At 74.8% G+C, this 22,095-nt stretch carries 18 protein-coding genes; 6 read left to right on the top strand and 12 right to left on the bottom strand.

Going from position 1 to position 22,095, the window contains the following annotated elements; translation table 11 throughout:
• Positions 1-9 precede the first annotated feature (9 nt).
• Positions 10-2,673: a cellulose binding domain-containing protein gene (locus ACH4F6_RS04975; RefSeq protein ID WP_397958472.1), complete on the top strand. Its 2,664-nt coding sequence runs from the start codon at positions 10-12 to the stop codon at positions 2,671-2,673.
• 51 nt (positions 2,674-2,724) lie between these two features.
• A complete protein-coding gene (locus tag ACH4F6_RS04970; RefSeq protein WP_397958471.1) occupies positions 2,725-3,555 on the top strand; it encodes a hypothetical protein in 831 nt (276 codons plus the stop codon).
• Here ACH4F6_RS04970 and ACH4F6_RS04965 read toward each other — a convergent pair.
• The 3 genes from ACH4F6_RS04965 to ACH4F6_RS04955 form a co-directional block, all read right to left on the bottom strand.
• A complete protein-coding gene (locus tag ACH4F6_RS04965; protein WP_397958470.1) occupies positions 3,543-5,432 on the bottom strand; it encodes a rhamnogalacturonan lyase in 1,890 nt (629 codons plus the stop codon). The two genes, ACH4F6_RS04970 and ACH4F6_RS04965, sit on opposite strands and share 13 nt — an antisense overlap.
• A 246-nt stretch (positions 5,433-5,678) precedes the next feature.
• Positions 5,679-6,440 (bottom strand): class I SAM-dependent methyltransferase, encoded by a 762-nt coding sequence (locus tag ACH4F6_RS04960; protein WP_397958469.1) that lies wholly within the window; start codon positions 6,438-6,440, stop codon positions 5,679-5,681.
• 47 nt (positions 6,441-6,487) lie between these two features.
• Positions 6,488-6,793, bottom strand: coding sequence for a 4a-hydroxytetrahydrobiopterin dehydratase (locus ACH4F6_RS04955; protein ID WP_397958468.1), 306 nt, complete (start codon positions 6,791-6,793; stop codon positions 6,488-6,490).
• A 257-nt stretch (positions 6,794-7,050) separates the two neighbouring features.
• Here ACH4F6_RS04955 and ACH4F6_RS04950 point away from each other — a divergent pair, with 257 nt between their 5' ends.
• Positions 7,051-7,932 carry a helix-turn-helix domain-containing protein gene (locus ACH4F6_RS04950; protein ID WP_397958467.1) on the top strand — a complete coding sequence of 294 codons (882 nt, stop codon included), beginning with the start codon at positions 7,051-7,053 and terminating at the stop codon, positions 7,930-7,932.
• 49 nt (positions 7,933-7,981) lie between these two features.
• Here the strand turns inward: ACH4F6_RS04950 and ACH4F6_RS04945 are convergent, their stop codons facing one another.
• Complete coding sequence (locus ACH4F6_RS04945) at positions 7,982-8,407, bottom strand: hypothetical protein (protein ID WP_397958466.1); 426 nt, start codon at positions 8,405-8,407, stop codon at positions 7,982-7,984.
• Between the two features lie 271 nt (positions 8,408-8,678).
• Here ACH4F6_RS04945 and ACH4F6_RS04940 point away from each other — a divergent pair, with 271 nt between their 5' ends.
• Positions 8,679-9,542 (top strand): helix-turn-helix domain-containing protein, encoded by an 864-nt coding sequence (locus ACH4F6_RS04940; protein WP_397958465.1) that lies wholly within the window; start codon positions 8,679-8,681, stop codon positions 9,540-9,542.
• Between the two features lie 51 nt (positions 9,543-9,593).
• Here ACH4F6_RS04940 and dnaK read toward each other — a convergent pair whose 3' ends face one another.
• From dnaK to ACH4F6_RS04920, 4 genes are all read right to left on the bottom strand, one after another.
• A complete protein-coding gene (gene dnaK, locus ACH4F6_RS04935) occupies positions 9,594-11,486 on the bottom strand; it encodes a molecular chaperone DnaK (protein ID WP_397958464.1) in 1,893 nt (630 codons plus the stop codon).
• A 285-nt stretch (positions 11,487-11,771) separates the two neighbouring features.
• Positions 11,772-12,200: an OsmC family protein gene (locus ACH4F6_RS04930; RefSeq protein WP_397958463.1), complete on the bottom strand. Its 429-nt coding sequence runs from the start codon at positions 12,198-12,200 to the stop codon at positions 11,772-11,774.
• Positions 12,201-12,747: 547 nt separating this feature from the next.
• Entirely contained in the window at positions 12,748-14,850 is a 2,103-nt protein-coding gene (locus ACH4F6_RS04925) for a phage holin family protein (RefSeq protein WP_397958462.1), read from the bottom strand.
• Between the two features lie 270 nt (positions 14,851-15,120).
• Complete coding sequence (locus ACH4F6_RS04920) at positions 15,121-15,522, bottom strand: hypothetical protein (protein WP_397958461.1); 402 nt, start codon at positions 15,520-15,522, stop codon at positions 15,121-15,123.
• Between the two features lie 83 nt (positions 15,523-15,605).
• On the opposite strand from ACH4F6_RS04920, the gene ACH4F6_RS04915 reads away from it, so the two are divergent.
• Both ACH4F6_RS04915 and ACH4F6_RS04910 read left to right on the top strand, forming a co-directional pair.
• The gene (locus ACH4F6_RS04915) at positions 15,606-16,379 is read left to right on the top strand and encodes an MBL fold metallo-hydrolase (protein WP_397958460.1); all 774 of its coding nucleotides are present in this window, start codon (positions 15,606-15,608) and stop codon (positions 16,377-16,379) included.
• Positions 16,376-17,002 carry a DedA family protein gene (locus ACH4F6_RS04910; protein ID WP_397958459.1) on the top strand — a complete coding sequence of 209 codons (627 nt, stop codon included), beginning with the start codon at positions 16,376-16,378 and terminating at the stop codon, positions 17,000-17,002. The genes ACH4F6_RS04915 and ACH4F6_RS04910 overlap by 4 nt, the downstream gene beginning before the upstream one ends.
• 174 nt (positions 17,003-17,176) lie before the next feature.
• Here the strand turns inward: ACH4F6_RS04910 and ACH4F6_RS04905 are convergent, their stop codons facing one another.
• From ACH4F6_RS04905 to ACH4F6_RS04890, 4 genes are all read right to left on the bottom strand, one after another.
• A complete protein-coding gene (locus tag ACH4F6_RS04905; protein WP_397958784.1) occupies positions 17,177-18,244 on the bottom strand; it encodes an MBL fold metallo-hydrolase in 1,068 nt (355 codons plus the stop codon).
• Between the two features lie 98 nt (positions 18,245-18,342).
• A complete protein-coding gene (locus tag ACH4F6_RS04900; RefSeq protein WP_397958458.1) occupies positions 18,343-19,590 on the bottom strand; it encodes an aminotransferase class I/II-fold pyridoxal phosphate-dependent enzyme in 1,248 nt (415 codons plus the stop codon).
• Between the two features lie 229 nt (positions 19,591-19,819).
• Positions 19,820-20,950 carry a hypothetical protein gene (locus ACH4F6_RS04895; RefSeq protein WP_397958457.1) on the bottom strand — a complete coding sequence of 377 codons (1,131 nt, stop codon included), beginning with the start codon at positions 20,948-20,950 and terminating at the stop codon, positions 19,820-19,822.
• A 217-nt stretch (positions 20,951-21,167) separates the two neighbouring features.
• Positions 21,168-21,962 (bottom strand): RNA polymerase sigma factor SigF, encoded by a 795-nt coding sequence (locus ACH4F6_RS04890; RefSeq protein ID WP_397958456.1) that lies wholly within the window; start codon positions 21,960-21,962, stop codon positions 21,168-21,170.
• Positions 21,963-22,095: the final 133 nt, after the last annotated feature.

Genomic DNA, 22,095 nt, shown 5'->3' with positions numbered 1-22,095 from the left:
ACCCCCACCGTGCGAAGAACCCGCATCCTCACGGCCGTCCTGGCGCTGGCCGCCGGCCTGCTCGCGGGCACCCCGCCCGCACTGGCGGCCGACGGCGGCCCGCGGACGGCCCTGGCCGCAGAGTCGTACACCTGGAAGAACGCCCGGATCGACGGCGGCGGCTTCGTGCCGGGCATCGTCTTCAACCGCAAGGAGAAGAACCTCGCCTACGCGCGCACCGACATCGGCGGCGCCTACCGCTGGCAGGAGAACGGCAAGACGTGGACACCGCTGCTGGACTCGGTGGGCTGGGCGAACTGGGGGCACACGGGCGTGGTGAGCCTGGCCTCCGACTCCGTCGACCCGAACAAGGTGTACGCGGCCGTCGGCACCTACACCAACAGCTGGGACCCGGGCAACGGCGCCGTGCTGCGCTCCTCGGACCGGGGGGCGAGCTGGCAGAAGGCGGACCTGCCGTTCAAGCTGGGCGGCAACATGCCCGGCCGGGGCATGGGCGAGCGGCTGGCGGTGGACCCTAACCGCAACAGCGTGCTGTACCTGGGCGCGCCCAGCGGCAAGGGCCTGTGGCGGTCGACGGACTCGGGGGCGACCTGGTCGCAGGTGACGAACTTCCCCAACGTCGGCACCTACGTCCAGGATCCCAGCGACACGAGCGGCTACGCCTCCGACAACCAGGGCATCGTCTGGGTCACCTTCGACGAGTCCACCGGCACCGCGGGCAGCGCGACGAGGACGATCTACGTCGGGGTCGCGGACAAGGACAACGCGGTGTACCGCTCGACGGACGCGGGCGCGACCTGGTCGCGGCTGGCGGGGCAGCCGACGGGATACCTGGCGCACAAGGGCGTGCTGGACACCGTCAACGGTCATCTGTACATCGCCTACAGCGACAAGGGCGGCCCGTACGACGGCGGCAAGGGCCGGCTGTGGCGGTACGCGACGGCGACCGGCGCCTGGACGGACATCAGTCCGGTCGCGGAGGCCGACACGTACTACGGCTTCAGCGGACTGACGGTCGACCGGCTGAAGCCCGGCACCGTCATGGCGACCGCCTACAGCTCCTGGTGGCCGGACACCCAGATCTTCCGGTCCAAGGACAGCGGCGCGACCTGGACGAAGGCGTGGGACTACACGTCGTACCCCAACCGCGCCAACCGGTACACGATGGACGTGTCGTCCTCGCCGTGGCTGACCTGGGGAGCCAACCCGACGCCGCCCGAGCAGACGCCGAAGCTGGGGTGGATGACGGAGGCGCTGGAGATCGACCCGTTCGACTCCGACCGCATGATGTACGGGACGGGCGCGACGGTCTACGGCACCGAGAACCTCACGAACTGGGACACGAACACGCAGTTCACGATCCGGCCGATGGTGCAGGGCCTGGAGGAGACGGCGGTCAACGACCTGGCCTCTCCCCCGTCGGGCGCGCCGCTGCTGAGCGCGCTCGGTGACATCGGCGGCTTCCGGCACACGGATCTGACGAAGGTCCCGTCGATGATGTTCACCTCGCCGAACTTCACGACGACCACCAGCCTGGACTTCGCCGAGACCAACCCGAACACGGTGGTCCGGGTCGGGAACCTGGACTCGGGTCCGCACGTGGCGTTCTCGACGGACAACGGCGCCAACTGGTTCGCGGGCAGCGACCCCTCCGGGGTGAGCGGCGGCGGGACGGTGGCGGCGGCCGCGGACGGCAGCCGCTTCGTGTGGAGCCCGCAGGGCACCGGGGTGCAGTACACGACGGGCTTCGGCTCGTCCTGGTCGGCGTCGAGCGGCATCCCGGCGGGTGCGATCGTGGAGTCCGACCGGGTCGACCCGAAGACCTTCTACGGCTTCAAGTCCGGCAAGTTCTACGTCAGTTCCGACGGCGGCGCCACGTTCACGGCGTCCTCGGCGGCGGGGCTGCCCGGCGGCGACAGCGTGCGCTTCAAGGCGCTGCCGGGGGTGAAGGGCGACGTGTGGCTGGCCGGCGGGGCGAGCGACGGGGCGTACGGGCTGTGGCACTCGACGGACGGCGGCGCGACCTTCACGAAGCTGGCGAACGTCGAGCAGGCGGACACGGTCGGCTTCGGCAAGGCGGCCGCGGGCTCCTCGTACCAGACGCTCTACACCAGCGCGAAGATCGCCGGCGTGCGCGGCATCTTCCGCTCCACGGACAAGGGCGCCACCTGGACGCGGATCAACGACGACGCCCACCAGTGGGGCTGGACGGGCGCGGCCGTCACGGGCGACCCGAGGGTCTACGGCCGCGTGTACGTCGCGACCAACGGCCGGGGCGTGATCTACGGCGACACCTCCGACACCGGCGGTGGTGGCGGTGGCGGCGGTACCGACCCGGGGCCGACTCCGACGGGCGCCTGCGCGGTGACGTACACGATCACCAACCAGTGGTCGGGCGGCTTCCAGGCGGACGTGAAGCTGGTCAACACGGGCACGAGCCCCTGGTCCGGCTGGAGCCTCGGCTGGACCTTCCCCGACGGCCAGACCGTCTCCCAGGCCTGGAACACCGAACACACCCAGTCGGGCGCCTCGGTGACGGCGAAGAACGTCGGCTGGAACGCGAACGTGGCGGCCGGCTCGTCGGTGGGCTTCGGCTTCACGGGGAGCTGGTCGGGGACGAACGCGAAACCGGCGGCGTTCAAGCTGGGCGAGCAGGACTGCACGGTGAACTGAGCCGCGGGGCGCGTGCCCGTCCGGGCGCGCGCCCTGCGTAGCATCGGCGTCGTGACGGAGATCGACTACGGGCTGTTCGCCGACCGGCTGGAGCACGCCCGCCGTGAAGGCACCGCCGCCCGGTGGGAGTTGCTGCGCTCGTTCCAGACGGAGTGGGGATACCGGCCGAGCGGCCGGCAACGGGCGGCGGACGGACCGGACGAGGAACAGCTGGAGGGCGTCGACCCCTCGCTCCCGGTCCCGGCGGCGCTGTCCGAGTGGTGGAACCTGCCGTACAACTCCTTCGTGGACCGGCCGCGTTGGTACTGGACCAACCCCGAGTGGCCGCCGACCGTCCGGCCCGACCCGTCCGGCTACGGGCCCGCCCAAGGGCTGCCGCGCGACAACCCGTTCGTGGGGGCGGACGAGGACCTGCGGGTCTGTGTGTTCATGGCCGAGTACGAGTACTGCAACGAATGGGGGTATCCGGCGGCCCGCAGTGCCCTGGCCGACCCGCCGGTGCTCGTCGCGGCGCAGGACGACGACGGCGCGGACGGCTGGCAGCCGCAGAGTCCGTCGGTCTCGGAGTTCTTCCTGCACCTGGCCGTCAGCCGGCTGCCCGCGACGCTCGGCTGGACGGCCTGCCTGAACGGACCGACCGAACGGACCGAGGCGCTGCTGCGTGAACGCCTGACGCCGACGGGACTGCTGCCGTGGCGTGAGCTGGGCTCCCGCACCGAGTACTTCGGCGGCCCCGACGTCCTGGTCGGCCGCGACACCGGGTGGGGCGACTGGGACCTCGTCGCGTACGGGCGCAGCGGGCGGGCGCTGGAACGGCTCGCCGACACCCTCGGGGTGACCTGGTCCGAGGGGATCGGCGAGCCGGAGGATCACGGCGTGTAGACGACCGGGCGCGGTGCCGTCGCCATGCCGTTGCCGAGGAAGAAGCTCGGGTGCGGCGGCTGGTTGTAGGCGGTGTTCTGCCAGGCCAGGGCCGTGCGGTACTGGGTGTCGTGGAGCAGGGTGGTGATCTTCGTGCTCGTCTCCACCGGGGTGGAGTAGATGCGCAGGGCCGTGTTGTCCGAGGTCGGCCAGACGACCTCCTCGCGCCAGTCGCCCAGGATGTCCCCGGACAGGGACGGGGTGGACTTGGTGCCGTTGTTGGAGTGGACGCCGGAGGCGGTCAGCAGGCGGGTGTCGCCGGAGGTGCCGTACTTGTCGATGTGGGTGCCGTCGAGGAGTTCACGGACGGGGTCGCCGTCCCACCAGGTGACGAAGTTGATGCTGGACGGCTCGCGGCCGAGGGAGGCGCCGGTCGCCGAGCGCAGGGTGGTGTCGGAGGCGGACCAGGCCTCGGCGCCCGCGCTGCCGGCGTAGACGTCGGCGGCGACACCGCGGCCGTTGTCCGCGCCGGACGCCGTCTGCCAGAGGATCTGGCCGGTGCGGGCGTCCGCCATCCAGGAGCCCGGCTTGCTGGTGTCCTCGGAGACCTTGAAGTACTCCAGTCCGGACCGGGACGGCACGAGGTCGCCGAGGTGGGCCGCGTCGCCGTGGCCGAGCTTGGTCGTCCACAGGCCGCTGCCGTTGTCGTCGACGGTCATCGCGCCGTAGACGATCTCGTCCTTGCCGTCGGCGTCGACGTCGGCGACGGACAGGGCGTGGTTGCCCTGGCCGTCGTAGCCCTTGCCGGAGTTGGTGGAGGAGTTGGTGTCGAAGGTCCAGCGGCGGGTGAAGGCGCCGTCGCGCCAGTCCCAGGCGGCGATCACCGTGCGGGTGTAGTAGCCGCGCGCCATGATCAGGGAGGGGCGGGTGCCGTCCAGGTAGGCCGTGCCGGCGAGGAAGCGGTCGACGCGGTTGCCGTAGGAGTCGCCCCAGGAGGAGACGGTGCCGCGGGCGGGCACGTAGTCGACGGTGCCCATGGCCTTGCCGGTCTGCCCGTTGAACATGGTGAGGAACTCGGGGCCGGACAGCACGTAGCCGCTGGAGTTGCGGTGGTCGGCGCCGGCGCTGCCGATGACCGCGCCGGTGCCGTCCTTGGTGCCGTCGGCGGTCTTCATGGCGACCTCGGCCTTGCCGTCGCCGTCGTAGTCGTACACCTGGAACTGCGTGTAGTGGGCGCCGGAGCGGATGTTGCGGCCCAGGTCGACGCGCCACAGGCGGGTGCCGTCGAGCTTGACGGCGTCGATGATCGTGTTGCCGGTGTAGCCGGACTGCGAGTTGTCCTTGGCGTTGGTCGGGTACCACTTGAGGACGAACTCCAGGGCGCCGTCGCCGTCGAGGTCGCCGACGGAGGCGTCGTTGGCCTCGTAGGTGTAGGCGACGCCGTCGGGGGTGGTGCCGCCGGCGGGCGGGGTGATCGGAACGTCCTTGTAGCCGGTGCGGAGTTGGACGGCGTGGACGGAGTCGGCCTGTTCGACGCCGCCGACGACCGCGCGGACCGTGTAGTCGGCCTGGGCCGGGGCGCCGGAGTGGAAGAAGTTCGTGGAGCCGGTGATCGGGGTCGTGTTGACCTTGGTGCCGGCCCGGTAGACGTTGAAGGAGACGTCGCCCGGGTCGGTGCCGAGCCAGCGCCAGCTGACCAGGTTGCCGCTGTCGGTGTGCACGCTGACGACACCCCGGTCGAGCTTCTCGACCTGGCGGGCGGTGGCCGCCTCGGCGGAGTCGGTGGAGAGCGCGGTGAGTCCGGCTCCGGCCAGCGCGGTCACGGCGGTCACCGCGGCGAGGACGGCGGCCTTGCGGCGTCTGCGGTGGGTGGGCGGGTGCGGATGCGGGTGCTGCACGAGACGTACCTCCCGGGAAGGACGGACGGGTTCCGCTCCTTCAGTCGCCGCCGGGGCGCGACGGGTTGCCGCGGGTGGGAAGTCGGCCGGCAGGCAGGTGCGGGGAGCCGGCGGCGGTACGGCGGTGGCGTGCCGCCGGTTCGGTCACGGTCCGCGCCGCGCGGGCTTCCCGGGAGGGGCGACGGCACGGTGCGGCCGGCGCGGGGCCGGTGTTCCCGGTCCGGGCGGTCCCTGCCGGTCACGGGTTCACGTGTCCGCCGGCGGCGCCTGCGGTCTGCGGAACGCGCGGAGCGTGAACCAGGGGTCCGGGCGGGGCCGGTCCTGGTCGGGCAGTGCGGCCAGCCGCTCGGCGAACCGCTCCGCGAGCGGCTCTCCCGGCGGCAGCGTGACGAACCATCCGCGCCGCAGGTCGGTGATGGTGCGGCGGGGGCTGCGGCCCTGGCCGCGGCCGGGGAAGCGGGCCTGTCCGGCGGGGACGAGGCCGCACGCGGCGGCGTACGACCCGACGAGCGCCGACGCGTCGCGGGCCGCCCGGGGCGGCCGGGAGGCGAGCACGGCGTCGATGTCGCTGCCGACGTTGTGCGCGGCGGCCTTGTCGACGGTGGTGACGTAGACGCCGCCGGGCCTGAGGACGCGGGCGCACTCGGCGACGATCCCCCGCACGTCGTCCCCGCTCTCCGCGAGGTGCAGCAGCCACACGCTGCTGACGGCGTCGAACTCGCCGTCACGGAAGGGCAGTCGGCGGCTGTCGGCGCGTACCACCGCGCCGGGCAGGCGCAGGGACGCCCGGCGGACCATCGCGGACGCCAGGTCGACGCCGGTCACCCGCAGGCCGGCCCGGCCGGCCGCGAGCCTGCGGGTGACGATGCCCGTGCCGCAGCCGACGTCGAGCAGACTGCGCGCGCGGCCCGGTAACAGGCCGAGGACGGCCCGGGCCGCGGCGGCCGCGCGGGGCTCGCCGCCGCGTGAGGCGTCGTAGCGTTCGGCTTCCTCGTCGTAGTCCAGCACCGCGTGTCCCCCGTCCTCGTCCGCCCGGCCCGTCTCCGTGGCGCGGGTCAGTGCGCCCCGTGGCCCGGGGCCAGGTCCTCCACCCGGCGGGCGAGCTCGAAGTCGAGCTCGGTGACGGCGCCGCCCACGCTGTGGGTGTTCACCGCCAGCAGGACCGTGTGGTACCCGAGGGTGAGCTCGGAGTGGTGGTCGAGCTCCTCCTGCACCTGGGCGACGTGGACGACGAGGGCGGCCGCGGCGAAGTGGGAGGCGAGCCGGTAGGAGCGGGTGAGACGGCCGGCGTCGAGGGCCCAGCCGGGGAGCTCGGCCAGCCGGTCCTCGATCTCCTTCTGCGACAGCGGTTCGACGGCCATGGACCGGCTCCCTTCCTGGGGGTCGCGTACCCGTCCAGCGTGCCACAGGAAAGGCGCGGCGGCGCTGGTCAGAGCACTCCCGGAAGGCGGGGGCCACGCCCTGCCGGGCCGGCGTCCGTTCCCGGCCGGCCGCACGGCGCACCCCGCTCCCCGGCTGCGGCCGACGGTGTTCCCCGGCCACGGCCGGCGCTCTCCCGGCTGCGGCCGACGGTATTTCCCCGGCCACGGTCGACGGTTTCTCGACTACGGTCGACGGTATGACGACTGTCGCGACCGGCGCCCTCGCCTCCGCCCCGCTCCCCTCCGGCTCCGCCGCCGGTTCCGGAGCCGTTTCCGCCGCCGGGGGCCCGCCCTCCGACCGGGGTGTCGGCCCGTTGCTGCGGGCCTGGCGGGAGCGGCGACGGGTCAGCCAGCTCGAGCTGGCGCTGCGCGCGGACTCCTCGGCCCGGCACATCAGCTTCATCGAGACCGGCCGCTCCCGGCCCAGCGAGGAGATGGTGCTGCGGCTCGCCGAGCACCTCGACGTCCCCGTGCGCGAGCGCAACGCGCTGCTGCTGGCGGCCGGTTACGCCCCGCACTACCGCGAGACCCCGCTGGACGACCCGGCCCTCGACACGCTGCGCGCCGGCATGGAGCGGCTGATCCAGGGCTACGAGCCGTACCCGGCGCTGGTCGTGGACGCGAGGTACGACGTCATGGCGGCCAACCGCGGGATCACGATGCTGCTGGACGGGGTACCGCAGTCCCTGCTCGCTCCCCCGCTGAACGCGATGCGCCTGACGCTCCACCCCGAGGGCCTGGCGCCGCGCATCCGCAACCTGCCGGAGTGGCGCGGTCACCTGCTGGCCCAGATGGAGCGGCAGATCGCCCTGCACCGCTCCACCGCGCTGCGGGAGCTGTACGAGGAGGTCGCCGCCTATCCGGTGCCCGGGACCGCGGCCGGGGCCGGGCCGGAGGAGCCGGTGCCGTACTTCGCGCTGCCGCTGCAGATCGAGCACGAGGGGCGGACGCTGTCGTTCATCTCGTCGATCTCCACGTTCAACACCCCCATGGACGTGACCGTCGCCGAGCTGGCCATCGAGACGCTGCTCCCGGCCGACCCGGCGACGGTCGAGTACCTGCACACGGTGGTGATGTGACGTTCCGTCAGGTGACGGGCGGCCGGGTGCCGGCCCGGCCGCCGCCGCGTCAGCCCCGGCGCGCCTTCAGCGCGAGGTGCTGGAGCGTCGCGAATCCGGCCACCGTGACGGCCTGGAGGACGGTCCACACCGCGCCCACCGCCGTCGGTGACAGCCACAGCGCGAGGGCCGCGCAGCTCAGCGCCGCCCAGGTGAGGTTGGCTTCCACGACCGCGCGCACCGCCGGCGTGGCCGGCCGCGGACGGGAGGCGAGCAGGGCCACACCGGCCGCGTACACCGTCAGGAACACGCCGAGTGCGAGCAGCAGGCCCGATCCGACCCCGAGGAGGCGGCCGAGCGGCCCGGACGCGGCGAGGTAGGCGACGCCGTTGACGCCGGTGACCACGGCGTCCAGGGCGAGGAAGCGGCGCAGCGCGCTGTGCGGCTCGGCGGTGCGGGCGAGGGCGGTGAGCGTTGCGGGCTGGGTTGCGGACATGACGAATCACCCTCCGTCGGGTTCGGGACGCGGCTGGAACGGCGGGTCCCGGACCGGAGTGCGCCGGACCGGAACCCGTCGCCCCAACGATCCCGGCCGCGACCGGTCCGGTCGATTACCCACGGGGTAATGCCCGGCCGCGTGATGCCCGGCGGCCGGGAAGCCCCGCCGTTCTCCCGCGTGGCGATCATCCCGCCGCGGCCCCCGTGCGGCCGCGGCCCGGACATGACACACTGGCCCGCGTGCCTCGATCACGTAGGGGAGACGTGACGTGAGTGAGCGGCGGCCCGCACCCACGGTGGGCCAGGTGGTACTCGGCAGACGGCTTCAGGAGCTGCGCGAGGCGGCCGGTCTCGGCCGCGAGGAGGCGGCCCGTGCGCTGCGCGTGGCCCAGGCGACCGTACGGCGCATGGAGACGGCCGAGGTCGCGCTGAAGATCCCTTACGTGCAGGTGCTGTTGGAGACCTACGGGGTGTCCGAGGAGGAGACCGCCGTGTTCGTCGCGCTCGCCGAGGAGGCGAACCGGCCGGGCTGGTGGCAGCGGTTCCACGACGTGCTGCCGGAGTGGTTCAGCCTGTACGTGAGCCTGGAGAGCGCGGCCCGGCTGATCCGTTCCTACGAACCGCACTTCGTGCCCGGGCTGCTGCAGACCGAGGCGTACGCGCGGGCCGTCCTGGAGGCCGGGACGGTCGGGCAGACCGGTCCGGAGGCGCTGGAGCGGCACGTGTCGCTGCGGCTGGCCCGGCAGCGGCTGCTGGACGGCCCGGACGCGCCGCACCTGTGGGTGGTGATGGACGAGACGGTGCTGCGCCGGCCGGTCAGCACCGACTCCTCGGTGATGTACGAACAGATCGACAGGCTCGTGGAGTTCGCCGAGCGCGACCGGATCACCCTGCAGATCGCCGAGTTCGCCGCCGGCCCGCACCCCGGCACCTGCGCGCCGTTCTCGCTGTTCCGGTTCGCGGAGCCGGAGCTGCCCGACATGGTGGTCACCGAGTACCTGTCCGGCGCCCTGTACCTCGACTCGAGCAAGGAGGTCTCCGCGCACCTGGAGGTCCTCGACCACCTGACGGCGCACGCCGCGTCGGTGCAGCGCACCAAGCAGCTCCTGCGGGACTTCCGCAAGGACTTCTGAGCGCTCCCCCCCCGGCGCCGCAGGGAGTGCGCCGTCCGCGCCGGTGCCGGTCTAGGCTCCCTTGGCCTGGTCGCGGTCGTCGTCGACGATCTCGGCGTCGACGACCGTGTCGTCGTCCTGCTGCCCGGCCGGGCCGGCGCCCCCGCCGTCGTGCGCCGTGCCGTCCGCCGGCGGGGTCTGCTGCTGAGCCCGGGCGTACATCGCCTGGCCCATCCGCTGGCTGACGGCGGCGAGCTTCTCGACGCCGGAGCGCAGGGCGTCGGTGTCGGCGTTCTGCTCCAGGAGCGTCTTCAGCTCCGCGATCGCCGACTCGACCTCGCTCCTGGTCCCGGCCGGCACCCCCGCCTCCTCCCCGGCGTTGTCGTGGAGGAACTTCTCGGTCTGGTAGACGAGCTGCTCGGCCTGGTTGCGGGTCTCGGCGGCCTCCCGGCGCCTGCGGTCCTCCTCGGCGTACTGCTCGGCCTCCCGCACCATCCGGTCGATGTCGTCCCGGGGGAGGGCGGAGCCGCCGGTCACGGTCATCTTCTGCTCGCGGCCGGTGGCCAGGTCCTTGGCGGAGACGTGCATGATGCCGTTGGCGTCGATGTCGAAGGCGACCTCGATCTGCGGGACCCCGCGCGGCGCGGGCGGCAGACCCGTGAGGTCGAAGACGCCGAGCTTCTTGTTGTACGCGGCGATCTCGCGTTCGCCCTGGTAGACCTGGATGCCGACCGAGGGCTGGTTGTCCGCGGCGGTGGTGAAGATCTCCGAACGGCGGGTGGGGATCGTGGTGTTGCGTTCGATGAGCTTGGTCATGATGCCGCCCTTGGTCTCGATGCCGAGGGACAGCGGGGTGACGTCGAGGAGCAGGACGTCCTTGACGTCGCCGCGGATGACGCCGGCCTGCAGGGCGGCGCCGACGGCCACCACCTCGTCGGGGTTGACGCCCTTGTGCGGGTCCTTGCCGGTCAGCTCGCGCACCAGGTCGGTCACCGCGGGCATCCGGGTCGAGCCGCCGACCAGGATGACGTGGTCGATCGCGGACAGTGCGACGTTCGCGTCCTTGACCGCCTGGTGGAAGGGCGTCCTGCAGCGGTCGAGCAGGTCGGCGGTGAGCTCCTGGAACTGGGCGCGGGTCAGTTTCTCGTCGAGGTGGAGGGGGCCCTCGGCGGAGGCGGTGACGTAGGGGAGGTTGATCGTGGTCTCGGAGGAGCTGGACAGTTCGATCTTCGCCTTCTCGGCGCCCTCGCGCAGCCGTTGCAGCGCCATCCTGTCGTTGCCCAGGTCGACGCCGTACTGGCCCTTGAACTTCCGCACGAGGTGTTCGACGATCCGCTGGTCCCAGTCGTCGCCGCCGAGGTGGGTGTCGCCGTTGGTGGCCTTGACCTCGATGACGCCGTCGCCGATCTCCAGCAGGGACACGTCGAAGGTGCCGCCGCCGAGGTCGAAGACGAGGACGGTCTGCTCCTCGCCCCGGTCGAGGCCGTAGGCGAGGGCGGCGGCGGTGGGCTCGTTGATGATCCGCAGCACCTTCAGGCCGGCGATCTCCCCGGCCTCCTTGGTGGCCTGCCGCTGGGCGTCGTCGAAGTAGGCGGGCACGGTGATCACCGCGTCGGTGACGTCCTCGCCGAGGTAGGACTCGGCGTCCCGCTTCAGTTTCTGCAGGACGCGGGCGGACAGTTCCTGGGCGCGGTAGCGGGTGCCGTCCACGTCGCCCCGCTCGGGGAAGCGCCAGTGCGCGTCGCCCATGTGCCGCTTGACCGAGCGGGCGGTGCGGTCGACGTTGGTGACGGCCTGCCGTTTGGCGACCTCGCCGACGAGCACCTCGCCGTTCTTGGCGAAGGCCACGACCGAGGGGGTGGTCCTGGCTCCCTCCGCGTTGGCGATGACCGTGGGTTCGCCGCCCTCCAGGACGGCCACCACCGAGTTCGTGGTCCCGAGATCGATCCCGACCGGACGTCCCATCGCTGTCCCCTTCCGCCAGGGAGCCCCGCGCTTTTCGGACTTCCAGCACAAAACGCGAGCGGGCTCCTGTCAATGGGGCCGGTGGCCCCACCGGGCACCCGGCGGCCGGGCCGCCGCCGGTCAGGAGGACAGGTGCCCCGCCGGCGGCGTTCGATGCGGTTCCCCCGTCCGGGGGGGGCCGGGCCGGGCCCCCCCCCCCCGCGGGGGGGGGGGGGGGCGGGGGGGGGGCCCCCCCCGCGCCCCGGGCGGCGGCCGGCCCGCCGGGCGGTCGCCGCGCGGGCCGGCTCAGGCGAGCTTCGCCGACAGCGTGATCGGTACGGCCTTCAGTGCCTGGCTGACGGGGCAGTTGACCTTGGCCTCCTCGGCGGCGGCCACGAAGCCGTCGTTGTCGAGGCCCTCCACGGTGCCCTCCACGGTGAGGTGGATGCCCGTGATGCCCTCGCCCGGCTGGAAGGTGACGTCGGCGGAGGTGACGAGCCGGGTGGGCGGGGTGCCGGCGCCGGCGAGGGCGTGCGAGAGGGCCATGGAGAAGCAGCTGGAGTGGGCGGCCGCGATCAGCTCCTCGGGGCTGGTCTTGCCGCTGGGCTCCTGGCTGCGGGCGGCCCACGTGACCGGCTGCTCGCCGATGGCGCCGGAGGAGTCGAAGGTGACGACGCCGTTGCCCTCGAGGAGGTTGCCTTCCCAGACGGTGTGTGCGGAGCGCGTGGTGGCCACGGTTCTTCCTTTCGCGTGAGTTTCCCGTCGGACGGGTTTCGTGTGCCCCATCCGATCACACTCCCGCTCGCCGCACCCGGAAGACCGGCCCGTGCGGGGTGAACGGCGGCCGGCCGCCCCGGAGGAGCGGACCGGCGTCCTCGCCGGCTCGTCGTCCGCCGTCCGAGGGCTTCGAAGGGCGCCCGTCGCGCGAGGACTTCGTCCTCGGCCGGTCGCCCCCGGCGGGCGGGACACCGGCCGTCCGCGCGGAGTCCGCGGGACGCCGACGGGTTCCTCGGACGCGGGCCGCGTCCCCGGGCGGCCCGCGCGCTGCGGGCCGCCCGGGGACGCGGCGACGTCCCGTGCCGGGGAGGACGTGCCCGTGCCGGGGCGCCTCCCGGGAGGACCGGCCGGGGGCGGCGGGGCCGGGCAGCGGTCCGGGAACGCGGGAGGGCGTGACGGTGACGGCTGCCCGCGCAGCGGCAGCCCCCGGCCGGGGGGCGTCCGCGAAGGGCGTGCGACCGGTACGGACGGCGGGAGGGGGCGGATCCGCGGGCGCGGCCGGTCCTCAGGCGGCCCGCTCCTCCCGCGCCGTCTCCAGCGGCACCGGCGGGCCCTCGGACTCGCTCAGCCAGCGCCGCAGGACGCGGTGCACGTGCTCGGCGCCGGTCAGGTCCTCGCCGTCGGGGACGGGAGCGGACAGGGCGAGCGGGGAGAGCAGGAACGGCTCGGACTGGGCGCCGCCGAGGCCGCCGTGGGAGCCGATCTGCTCCTCGAAGGCGAGGACCTCGCCGTCGGCGGGGTCGTGGAAGGAGTTGACCATGATGTCGGCGGTGTGCGCGAAGGAGTGGGTGCGGCGGACGGCGTCGGCGGCGCCCGGGCCGAGCCCGGCCAGCGGGCCCGGCTCCTCGTCGAGCCGGTCCACGGGTATCTCCGCGCCGTACGCGCCGAGCACCAGCCCGCCGTGCTCCTCGCTGCGGACGAGGAGGAAGCCGATGCCGGGGTGATTGGCGAGCGTGGGGAGCAGGGCGGGGTGCCGGGCGTCGATCTCCTCCTTGCTCATGCGGTGCGGCACGTCGGGGAAGGAGACCAGGCCGAGGTTGCCCGAGGCGAGCACGATCGGCTCCGAGCGGCGGGACGGGCGGTGCCGCTCGCCGCGCTCCTCGACGGGACGGCCCAGGGCCGCCCGGACGGCGGCGCGGGCCTCGGCGCCGCTGTGCGTGCGCTCGGCGCGGCGCGGCACGGGCAGTCCGCAGCCGGCCCGCACCAGGTCGCCGAGGGTGAGTCCGTAGCGGGCGCGGAACGTCTCCCCGGGGCTCTGGCCGTGGTCGGACAGGACGACGATCCGGTACGGCCGGGGAGCGTGTTCGGCGACGTTCTCGATGAGCGCGAGCGCCCGGTCGAGGCGGGCGAGGACCCGTTCGGCGTCGCGGCTGAGCGGGCCGGAGTGGTGGGCGACCTCGTCGTAGGCGACGAGGTCGGCGTAGACGGCGGTGCGGCCGGCGAGCATGTCGCCCATGACCGCGGCGACCACGACGTCCCGCTCGACGACGGTGGCGAAGGCGCGGACGAAGGGGTAGAGGCCGCCGCGGGCGACGCGCGGGCGCTGTTTGCGCAGGCGGGCGCGGGTGGACTGGCCCACTTCGCGGGCGACCTCGGCGGTGAACGACAGGGCGGTGCGCACGGCGTTGGCCGGATCGGAGAAGTACGCGAAGTAGCCGGCGCGGGAGCGGGTCTCGCGGCTGCGCCGCCGGGTGGCGATGGACAGCACGAGGGCCTGTTCCTCGGCGCCGCCGCCGAAGAGGTTGCCGCGGCTGGCGCCGTCGGCGGCCAGCAGTCCGCCGTCGCCGGTGCGGGCGACCGCACGGCGCTGGAGTTCGGCGGCGCTGGTGGGACGGTTGCAGACCATCACCTCCCGGGTGTCCTTCTCGTACCAGCGGAAGGCGGGGACGTCGTGGTTGCTGCCGTGCAGGATGCCGAGCTGGCTGGCGCCGGTCTGGCTGGACCAGTCGGTGCGCCACGGCGTGAGGCGGTGGGTCGCGCCCGCGTGCCGGTCCTGGCCGTGGCCGTGGCCGTGGCCGAGCCAGCGGGCCGCCGTCGGCATGAGTCCCTTGCCGACGGCGGTGAGGAGCACGTCGTGGCCGACGCCGTCGAGCTGGACGAAGACGGTGCCGGGGGTGGCGGGGCAGGCCGGGCCGCCCCGGCGGCGGCGGTCGGCGAGGCGGTACAGGCGGCGCCGGTAGGCGTCGTCGTCGCGCACGGCGAGGGCGCCGCCCGTCGCGGAGGCGACGGCGGACATGACGGCCGCGACGATGACGGCGGTCTCGGGGGCCGCCTCGCTCTGCCCGGAGGGGTTCAGCCGCAGGGCGAGCAGCAGCAGCGAGCCGTTGAGGAAGAACACCAGCAGGCTGAGGACGAGGGCCGGCACGAGCAGCAGCAGGCGGACCAGGAGGGGCCACACGAGGGCCGACAGCACACCGAACACACCGGCGCCGACGGCCGCGGTGACGCCGATGGTGGTGGCGCTGTCGCCGTCCGGCGACTGGAGCCGGAAGTCCGGCAGGATGCCCGCGAGCACGAGCATCGTGACCGTGGACACGACCCACACCGCGACGCTCCGCCCGGCCTGACTGACGGTCCGCCGCCAACGCCCTCCGCCCACTCCCCGCACACCTCACGATCCGGCCCCGTCGTCCGTGGGAACCGTCTCCACCCTGTCATACCGCGTCGGCGGGCACCTCGGGGTAGTCCCTGGCGGCACCCGGAGACCGTCGGCCGCGGTCTCGGGGTCGTCCGCCGACGCCGGACGCCGGACGGCCCGGTGCCTCCGCGCGGGGGATCACCCACCGCGCCCCGAAGGCGCGAAGACCGGCCCGCCGTGCCTCGGGGGTCGCCCCCCCGCGCCCCGAGGGCCGAGGCCGGCCCGCCGTGCCCCGAGGGGTCATCTGCCGTCGTAGCCGGCCGTCGGCATCGACAGCCTGCGGTGCACGCGGGCCTTCATCTGCGCGTCGTAGGCGGGTTCGGCGACGCCCACCGTCTCCATCCGCACCCCGCGCCGGGCGCACTCGGCGGTGAACTCCTCGACGGAGGACAGCGCGCTCTCCAGCACCCGCCTGCTGGGCGCGACGAAGAGGTCCACGCCGGGCCGGACGCCGTCCCACAGCACCCCGTGGTCGGCGCGCAGGCCCCGTACGAGCAGCTCGCGGCTGACGACGTAACCGCGCTCCGCGGCCCAGCGCGCGCACATCGCGTGCTGGCTGCGGGAGTCCACCAGGAAGGGCTCGGCGTCCAGTTCCTCCAGCGGCGTCAGACTCGCGATCGCCGTGACCCGCACCGGTCCCATGGCGTCCCCCTCACCTCCGGGTTTCGCCGCAGACCCTACTCCTGCCCGTAGGCTTCGGGGAGTCGCGCGAAGGAGGCAAAGAGGTGCCGGTGGAGATCACCTGGTGGGGTCACGCCACCTGCACGGTCGCAGATTCGGACGTCCGTGTGCTCACCGATCCCCTGTTCACCCGCAGGCTCGCGCACCTGCGCCGCCGCCGGGGCGCGCTGCCCCCGCCGGACGCCTGGCACGCGGACGTGGCGCTCGTCTCGCACCTGCACGCCGACCACCTGCACGTGCCCTCCCTGGCGCGCCTCGCGCCGGGCACGCGCCTGCTGGTGCCCCGGGGCGCGCCGCGCGCCGTGCCCGGTCTGCGGCGCCTGGGGCACCTGCGGATCGCCGAGATGTCACCGGGCGACGAGACGTCCGTCGACGGCGTGCGGATACGGGCCGTGCCCGCGCGGCACGACGGGCGGCGGCTGCCGGTGGGCCCGCACCGCTCCCCCGCGCTCGGGTACGTCGTGGAGGGCGAGGCGCGGACGTACTTCGCCGGGGACACGGGCCTGTTCGAGGACATGGCGAAGGAGGTCGGGCCGGTCGAGGTGGCGCTGCTGCCGGTGGGCGGCTGGGGACCGTACCTGGGGGAAGGACATCTGGACGCGGGGCGCGCCGCCGAGGCCCTGGTCCGGCTGGCGCCGCGCAGCGCGGTGCCGGTGCACTACGGCACGTACTGGCCGATCGGGATGGACGCCGTGCGCCCCCACGAATTCCACGCGCCGGGCGACGAGTTCGTGCGGCTGGCGGCCGAGCGGGCGCCGCAGGTGGCGGTGCACCGGCTGGGGCACGGGGAGAGCGTGCGCCTGGAGGTCGCGCGGTGACGCTGTCGGCCACGCTCACGACGGTCCTGCCGACGCAGTCCACGCAGCAGGCGCTCGGTTATCCGTCGCTGTTCCTGCTGGTGCTGATCGGGGCGCTGGTGCCGGTGGTGCCGACCGGGGCGCTGGTGAGTTCGGCGGCGGTGGTCGCCTTCCACCAGACGGCGCCGTTCGCGCTGGCGCTGGTGTTCGTCACGGCGTCGGCGGCGGCGTTCCTCGGGGACGTGACGCTGTACTGGCTGGGGCGGCGCGGCATGAAGTCGAAGAACGGCTCGCGCTGGCTGGAGGCGATCCGCTCCCGGGCGCCGGAGGAGCGGCTCGCGCAGGCCCAGGCGAAGCTCGCCGACCACGGCACGGCGGTGCTGGTGCTGTCCCGGCTGGTGCCGGCGGGCCGTATCCCGGTGATGCTCGCGTGCCTGCTCGCGAAGTGGCCGATGCGCCGCTTCGCACGGGGCAACCTGCCGGCCTGTCTGGCCTGGGCGGTGACCTACCAGCTGATCGGGATCCTGGGCGGCTCGCTGTTCCCGGAGCCCTGGGAGGGCGTGGTCGCCGCGATCGCGCTCACCGTGCTGGTCGGCGCGGCCCCGAGCGTGTGGCGTCGCGTGCGCGGGACCAGGACGGCGTGACCGGCGCAGGGCCCGAGCCCCCGTGCCGGGGGCCGCTCTGCGCCATCCGCCCCGCCCCGGGCGAGGGTGAGGGCGTCGGCGCAGCCCGGGCGCCGCTTCCGGCGGGGGCCCGCGCCGGCGCCGTCCGGTGCGTGTCCGGCAGGGCGCCGGCCCCCGGTCCGGGGCCGGGACGCGTCAGGCGAGGACGCGTGAGCCCCCCACCGGCAGGTCCCACAGGTCCTCGCGGTCGCGTCCCGCCCGCTGCCAGGCGTCGCGCACCCGGATGAGGGGTTCGAGGACGGGCTCGGCCGAGAGCACGAACGTGCCCCAGTGCATGGGCGCCATCCGGCGCGCGCCCAGGTCCCCGGCCGCGCGCACCGCCTCCTCCGGGTCGCAGTGCACGTCGCTGAGCCACCAGCGCGGGTCGTAGGCGCCGATGGGCAGCAGGGCGAGGTCGATGCCGGGGTAGCGTCGGCCGATGCGGGAGAACCAGTGGCCGTAGCCGGTGTCGCCCGCGAAGTACACGCGCTGTCCGTCGGGGGCGGTGAGCACCCAGCCGCCCCACAGGGAGCGGCAGGTGTCGGTGAGGGTGCGCTTGGACCAGTGGTGGGCGGGCACGAAGTCGAAGCGCACGCCGGAGAGTTCGGCCGCCTCCCACCAGTCCAGCTCGGTGACGCGGGTGAAGCGGCGGCGCTGGAACCAGCGGCCGAGCCCGGCCGGCACGAACACGGGCGTGTCGCGCGGGAGCCGGCGCAGCGTGGGGGCGTCCAGGTGGTCGTAGTGGTTGTGGCTGATGACGACCGCGTCGACGGGCGGCAGCGCCTCCCAGGGGACGCCGACGGGGGTGACGCGGGCCGGGGTGCCGAGGATGCGGCGGGACCACACCGGGTCGGTGAGGACGGTCAGACCGCCGACGCGCAGCACCCAACTGGCGTGCCCCGCCCAGGTGACGGCGACGGTGCGGGCGTCCACGCGGGGCAGCGGGCCGGGGGCGACCGGCAGCCGGGCGATGTCGGCGAGGCCCTCCTTGCCGGGCCGGACGGAACCCTCCCGGGCGAAGCGGGCGATGGCCTTGAGGCCGGGCAGCGGTGCGGTCAACCGGTCGTGGAACGTGCGCGGCCACACTCGCCGCTCCCCCAGCGGACGGGGCTCGGCGAGCGGCGGGACGAGGGACGCGAGGGGGGACCCTGCCGCGGGGACGTCGCTCTCCCGCACGGGCGGGCCCGTCACGGCGGGCGGGTTCGTCGTGGCAGGACGCGTCATAGCGGTCGGGGGGGTCGGGCTCGTCACGGTGGCCGGGGTCGTCGTGGGGGCGCTCGTCACGGTCGCGCGGGTGGTGGTGGTCGACTCGGACTGCTGCGTCATCGAGGAGGCTCCCATCGCTGAGCGTCGTCACGGAGATCGTCGAAGACCGACCTCAGATGGATCAACTGGCGTCGTACGTGTGGCAGTTCCCATGGAGCGGGCGACATGAGGCATTCCGTGCGCTGCGCGTCCGTGTCGCCCAGCAGTGCGCCGGTGGACAGCCGGACGCGCAGCGCCTCGAGGTCGTCGCCGAAACGGTGACCGCCCGGCGCGGGCATGCCGAGCCGGGCGGTGAGGAGGTCCTCGAGGTCCTGGGCGTCGCCGACACCCCGCGCGGACAGCGCGGGGCGCAGCGGCGCCAGGTCGACGTACAGGTGCCGGCCGGCCCGCGGGGGCACGGCGAGGGCGCCCGCGGCCTCCACCGCGGCGTGCGCGGCGGCGGCCACGCGCGCGTGCAGGCGCACGGTGTCCCGCACGCGTGCGGTGAGCGGCTCGGGCTCGGTCAGGGCGTGGGCGGCGGCCGCGGCGACCGGCGCGGCGACCCGTGCGTCCAGGGCGGTGAGAACGTCGAGCACGCGCGCGTGGAGGTCGTCCCCGGCGGCCGAGGCGGGGAAGCGGGCGACGGCGGCCGGCCAGCCCGCGGGCAGCAGGGCGCCCGCGAGGTCGCTGACGACGGTGACCCGCTCCGGCAGCATCTCGGCGGGGCTGACCAGCACGGTGTCGTGCGGGTCGTGCAGGGTGTCGCGCCAGGTCTCGTCGCTGACCAGGTGCAGGCCCTCGGCGGCGGCGGCCTCCACGGCCTCGTGCAGCACCTCGGGCGGGGCGACGGTGGCGGTGGGGTCGTCGGCGACGGACAGCACCAGCAGGCGCGGGTCACCGCCCTCGGCGCGGACCCGGCGCACGGTCTCCAGCAGGGCGTACGGGTCGGGGACGCCGCCGCACTCGGCGGGCGTCGCGACGTGGAAGACGGGTCTTCCCAGCAGGCGCGCGTCCGGCGCCCACCAGGCCGCGCAGGGTTTCGGCACCAGGACGTCGCCGCCGAGCGCGGCGGTCAGCGCGAGGAGCAGGGCGGGGGCGCCGGGGCCGGCCACGACCCGCTCGGGCCCGGTGGGGATGCCGCGCCGCTCCCAGTAGCCGCAGGCGGCCTCCCGCAGGGCGCTGCCGCCGCCGAGCGCCTCGCTGCCGGCGCGGCCGGCGGCCCCGGCGAGGGCCTCGGCGAGTTCGGGCGGCACGGGCAGTCCGTCCGGGGGGAGCGGCGGTCCGTAGCGGACGGGGCCGTGCCCTTCCGGTGCCGTCCGCCGCATGGGGTCCTCCGCGCAGTCCGTGCCTGGTGGCCTGTGCCGTCGCCGGCCGGTGGGTGCGCCGGCCGGCGGCGCCGGGGCGGTCCGTCCGCCCGTGTGCCGGGTGGTGCGTGACGTCTCGTACGGGGCCGGATGTGCTCCCAGGCTCTGAGTACCCCGTGCGCCGTCCTCCCATGGCCGTCCGCCGGAGTTGCGCCGGTCACAGCGCGGGGCGGACCGGTGCGCGGCGGGGTCAGGCGTCCCCTGCCGTGCTCCGGCGGCACAGCCGGTGCGCGGCCGCGGCGAACGCCCCGGCGATCAGCAGTCCGCCGGCGACCAGGGCGGGGACGGAATCGTCGAAGGTGCCGCCGGTTCCGGCGTGGACGCCTCGCTGGACGGGGGCGGTGGCGCAGGCGGAGTCGTCATGGCCGCGGGGGCACGGCTTGCCGGCGGCGCCGGAGCAGGGAGCGCCGGCGCGGTCCTGCGGGCACGGCCGGTCCTGGGCGCAGGACGCCCGCGCGCCCCCCTCGTGCTCCGTCCCGCAGGACCCGGCGCCGTCCACGCCGCCGTCGCAGCTCGGCCCGCGGGAGGGGGCGCAGCCCTCTTCGCCGCCCTCGGAGCCGGCCGGACCCTCGTCCTCGGACGCGTCCGGACCGTCGCCCCCGGGCACGCTCGGACCGTCGTCCCCGGACGCGCTCGGACCGTCGTCCCCGGACGCGCTCGGACCGTCGTCCCCGGGCACGCTCGGACCGTCGTCCTCGGACGCGCTCGGACCGTCGTCCCCGGACGTGCCCGGGCTGTCGCCTCCCGCGACGGCCGGACCGTCGTCGCCTTCGGTGGTGGGACCCTCGTCGCCGTCGGCGGTGGGGTCGTCGTTCCCGGTTGCCGCCGGGCCCTCGCCGTCAAGGACGCCGAGGGCGGCGCGCCAGGGCACGCCCCGGCCGCCGGGTGGCGCCGGGCAGGTGCCGTCGACCGTCCAGGGGGAGCCCGCGCCCGCGGCCGCGCCCGCGTCCGGGGCGGCGTCCGCGGTGATGTCCGTGTCCGCGGCCTGGTCCGCTCCCACCGTGCTCTCCCGCACGTCGAGGTCGCCGGCCGGGGCTATCCGGGCGGTGCCGCGGTAGGCGGGGCCGGAGAGTTCGTCACCGCCCGGCACCAGGCTCAGCTGGACGGTGCCGCCGACGAAGGCCTCCGAGGCGGCCTTCATGGTCTTGGGCGCGGGGGCGCCGAGGGGATCGCAGCGGACGGAGACGGTGACGCTGCCGTCCGGGGCGGCCGTGGCCGGGGCTGTCTCCGCCGTCGGATCCGCGAGCGCGGCCGGGGCGGCACCGGTCAGCACGGCACCGGCCAGGGCGGCGACGGACAGGACACGGGCGGTGCGGCGCATGGGACGGCTCCTTCGGCCGGCGGCTGCGGGACACGACGTCCGTGCCCCCAGCCATGACAGCCCGGGCCGTCCCGCACCGCGCGCGGCCGCCCGCCATTGGCGGGACACCGGCCCGCCAAGCGGGTGACTTCACGCCCGCGGCCGTGACGCAGCACTCCGGTCCTGGCCCCGATCGGTCCCCGCCCGCCCCGGCCGGCCGCCGCAGGGGGCCGGCCGGCTAGGCCGCGTCCTTCAGCACCTGTTCGCGCAAGCGGCCGCAGCACCGGTTGATCAGCCGGGACACGTGCATCTGCGAGATCCCCAGCTGCTCGGCGATCCGGCTCTGCGTCATGTCGTCGAAGAACCGCATGTACAGGATGGCCCGCTCCCGTTCCGGCAGGGCGGCGAGTCGCGGCTTCACGGCCTCCCGGTCGACCACCGTGTCGAGGGCGGGGTCGGCCGAGCCCAGCGTGTCGCTCAGCGAGTAGCCGTCCTCGCTGCCCGGCAGCTCCGCGTCCAGGGACAGCGCGGTGAAGCTCTCCAGCGCCTCCAGTCCTTCCCGCACCTCGTCCTCGTCCAGGTGCGCGTGCTCGGCGATCTCGGCGACGGTGGGGCGGCGCCCGGAGACGGTCCGGGACAGGTCCTGGCCGGCGAGGCGGACCCGGTTGCGCAGTTCCTGGACGCGGCGCGGCACGTGCAGCGTCCACATGTGGTCGCGGAAGTGCCGCTTGATCTCACCGGTGACGGTGGGGACGGCGTAGCTCTCGAACGCGTTGCCGCGGTCGGGGTCGTAGCGGTCGACGGCCTTGACCAGGCCGAGGGCCGCGACCTGGCGCAGGTCCTCCGTGTTCTCGCCGCGGTTGCGGAAGCGCCCCGCGAGGCGGTCGGCCATGGGCAGCCAGGCCTCGACGATCTCGCCGCGGAGCGTGTCGCGCCGGGGTCCCGGCGGCAGGGCGGCGAGCCGGCGGAAGGCCTGCGCGGTGTCGGGGGCGTCGTCGTGCGGGTGGTGCCTCGTGCTCGGTCGGTTTCGCATGATGCGTAGCAACTCCCTTGGAAGTGCTGTGTGTCGGCCGGTCAGCGCGGGATGCGCGCGACAGCCGCCGGACGGGCCTGCCGGGGCCGCTGCGTGCGGTGCCCCACGGACGTGCCTCCGGTCCGAAGCACTG

The organism is Streptomyces sp. NPDC017936, from assembly GCF_044328485.1.
Lineage (GTDB): Bacteria > Actinomycetota > Actinomycetes > Streptomycetales > Streptomycetaceae > Streptomyces.
The sequence above is the reverse complement of the archived record's forward strand: the minus strand, read 5'-3'. Positions and strand labels throughout refer to the sequence as shown.

Bases quoted from the DNA above. Each gene is read 5' to 3' on its own strand.
- ACH4F6_RS04945 (WP_397958466.1), bottom strand. From the start codon at position 8,407: ATGTCCGCAACCCAGCCCGCAACGCTCACCGCCCTCGCCCGCACCGCC.
- ACH4F6_RS04955 (WP_397958468.1), bottom strand. From the start codon at position 6,793: ATGGCCGTCGAACCGCTGTCGCAGAAGGAGATCGAGGACCGGCTGGCC.
- ACH4F6_RS04890 (WP_397958456.1), bottom strand. From the start codon at position 21,962: ATGCGAAACCGACCGAGCACGAGGCACCACCCGCACGACGACGCCCCC.
- ACH4F6_RS04920 (WP_397958461.1), bottom strand. From the start codon at position 15,522: ATGGGACCGGTGCGGGTCACGGCGATCGCGAGTCTGACGCCGCTGGAG.
- ACH4F6_RS04905 (WP_397958784.1), bottom strand. From the start codon at position 18,244: ATGACGCGTCCTGCCACGACGAACCCGCCCGCCGTGACGGGCCCGCCC.
- ACH4F6_RS04895 (WP_397958457.1), bottom strand. From the start codon at position 20,950: ATGCGCCGCACCGCCCGTGTCCTGTCCGTCGCCGCCCTGGCCGGTGCC.
- dnaK (WP_397958464.1), bottom strand. From the start codon at position 11,486: ATGGGACGTCCGGTCGGGATCGATCTCGGGACCACGAACTCGGTGGTG.
- ACH4F6_RS04900 (WP_397958458.1), bottom strand. From the start codon at position 19,590: ATGCGGCGGACGGCACCGGAAGGGCACGGCCCCGTCCGCTACGGACCG.
- ACH4F6_RS04950 (WP_397958467.1), top strand. From the start codon at position 7,051: ATGACGACTGTCGCGACCGGCGCCCTCGCCTCCGCCCCGCTCCCCTCC.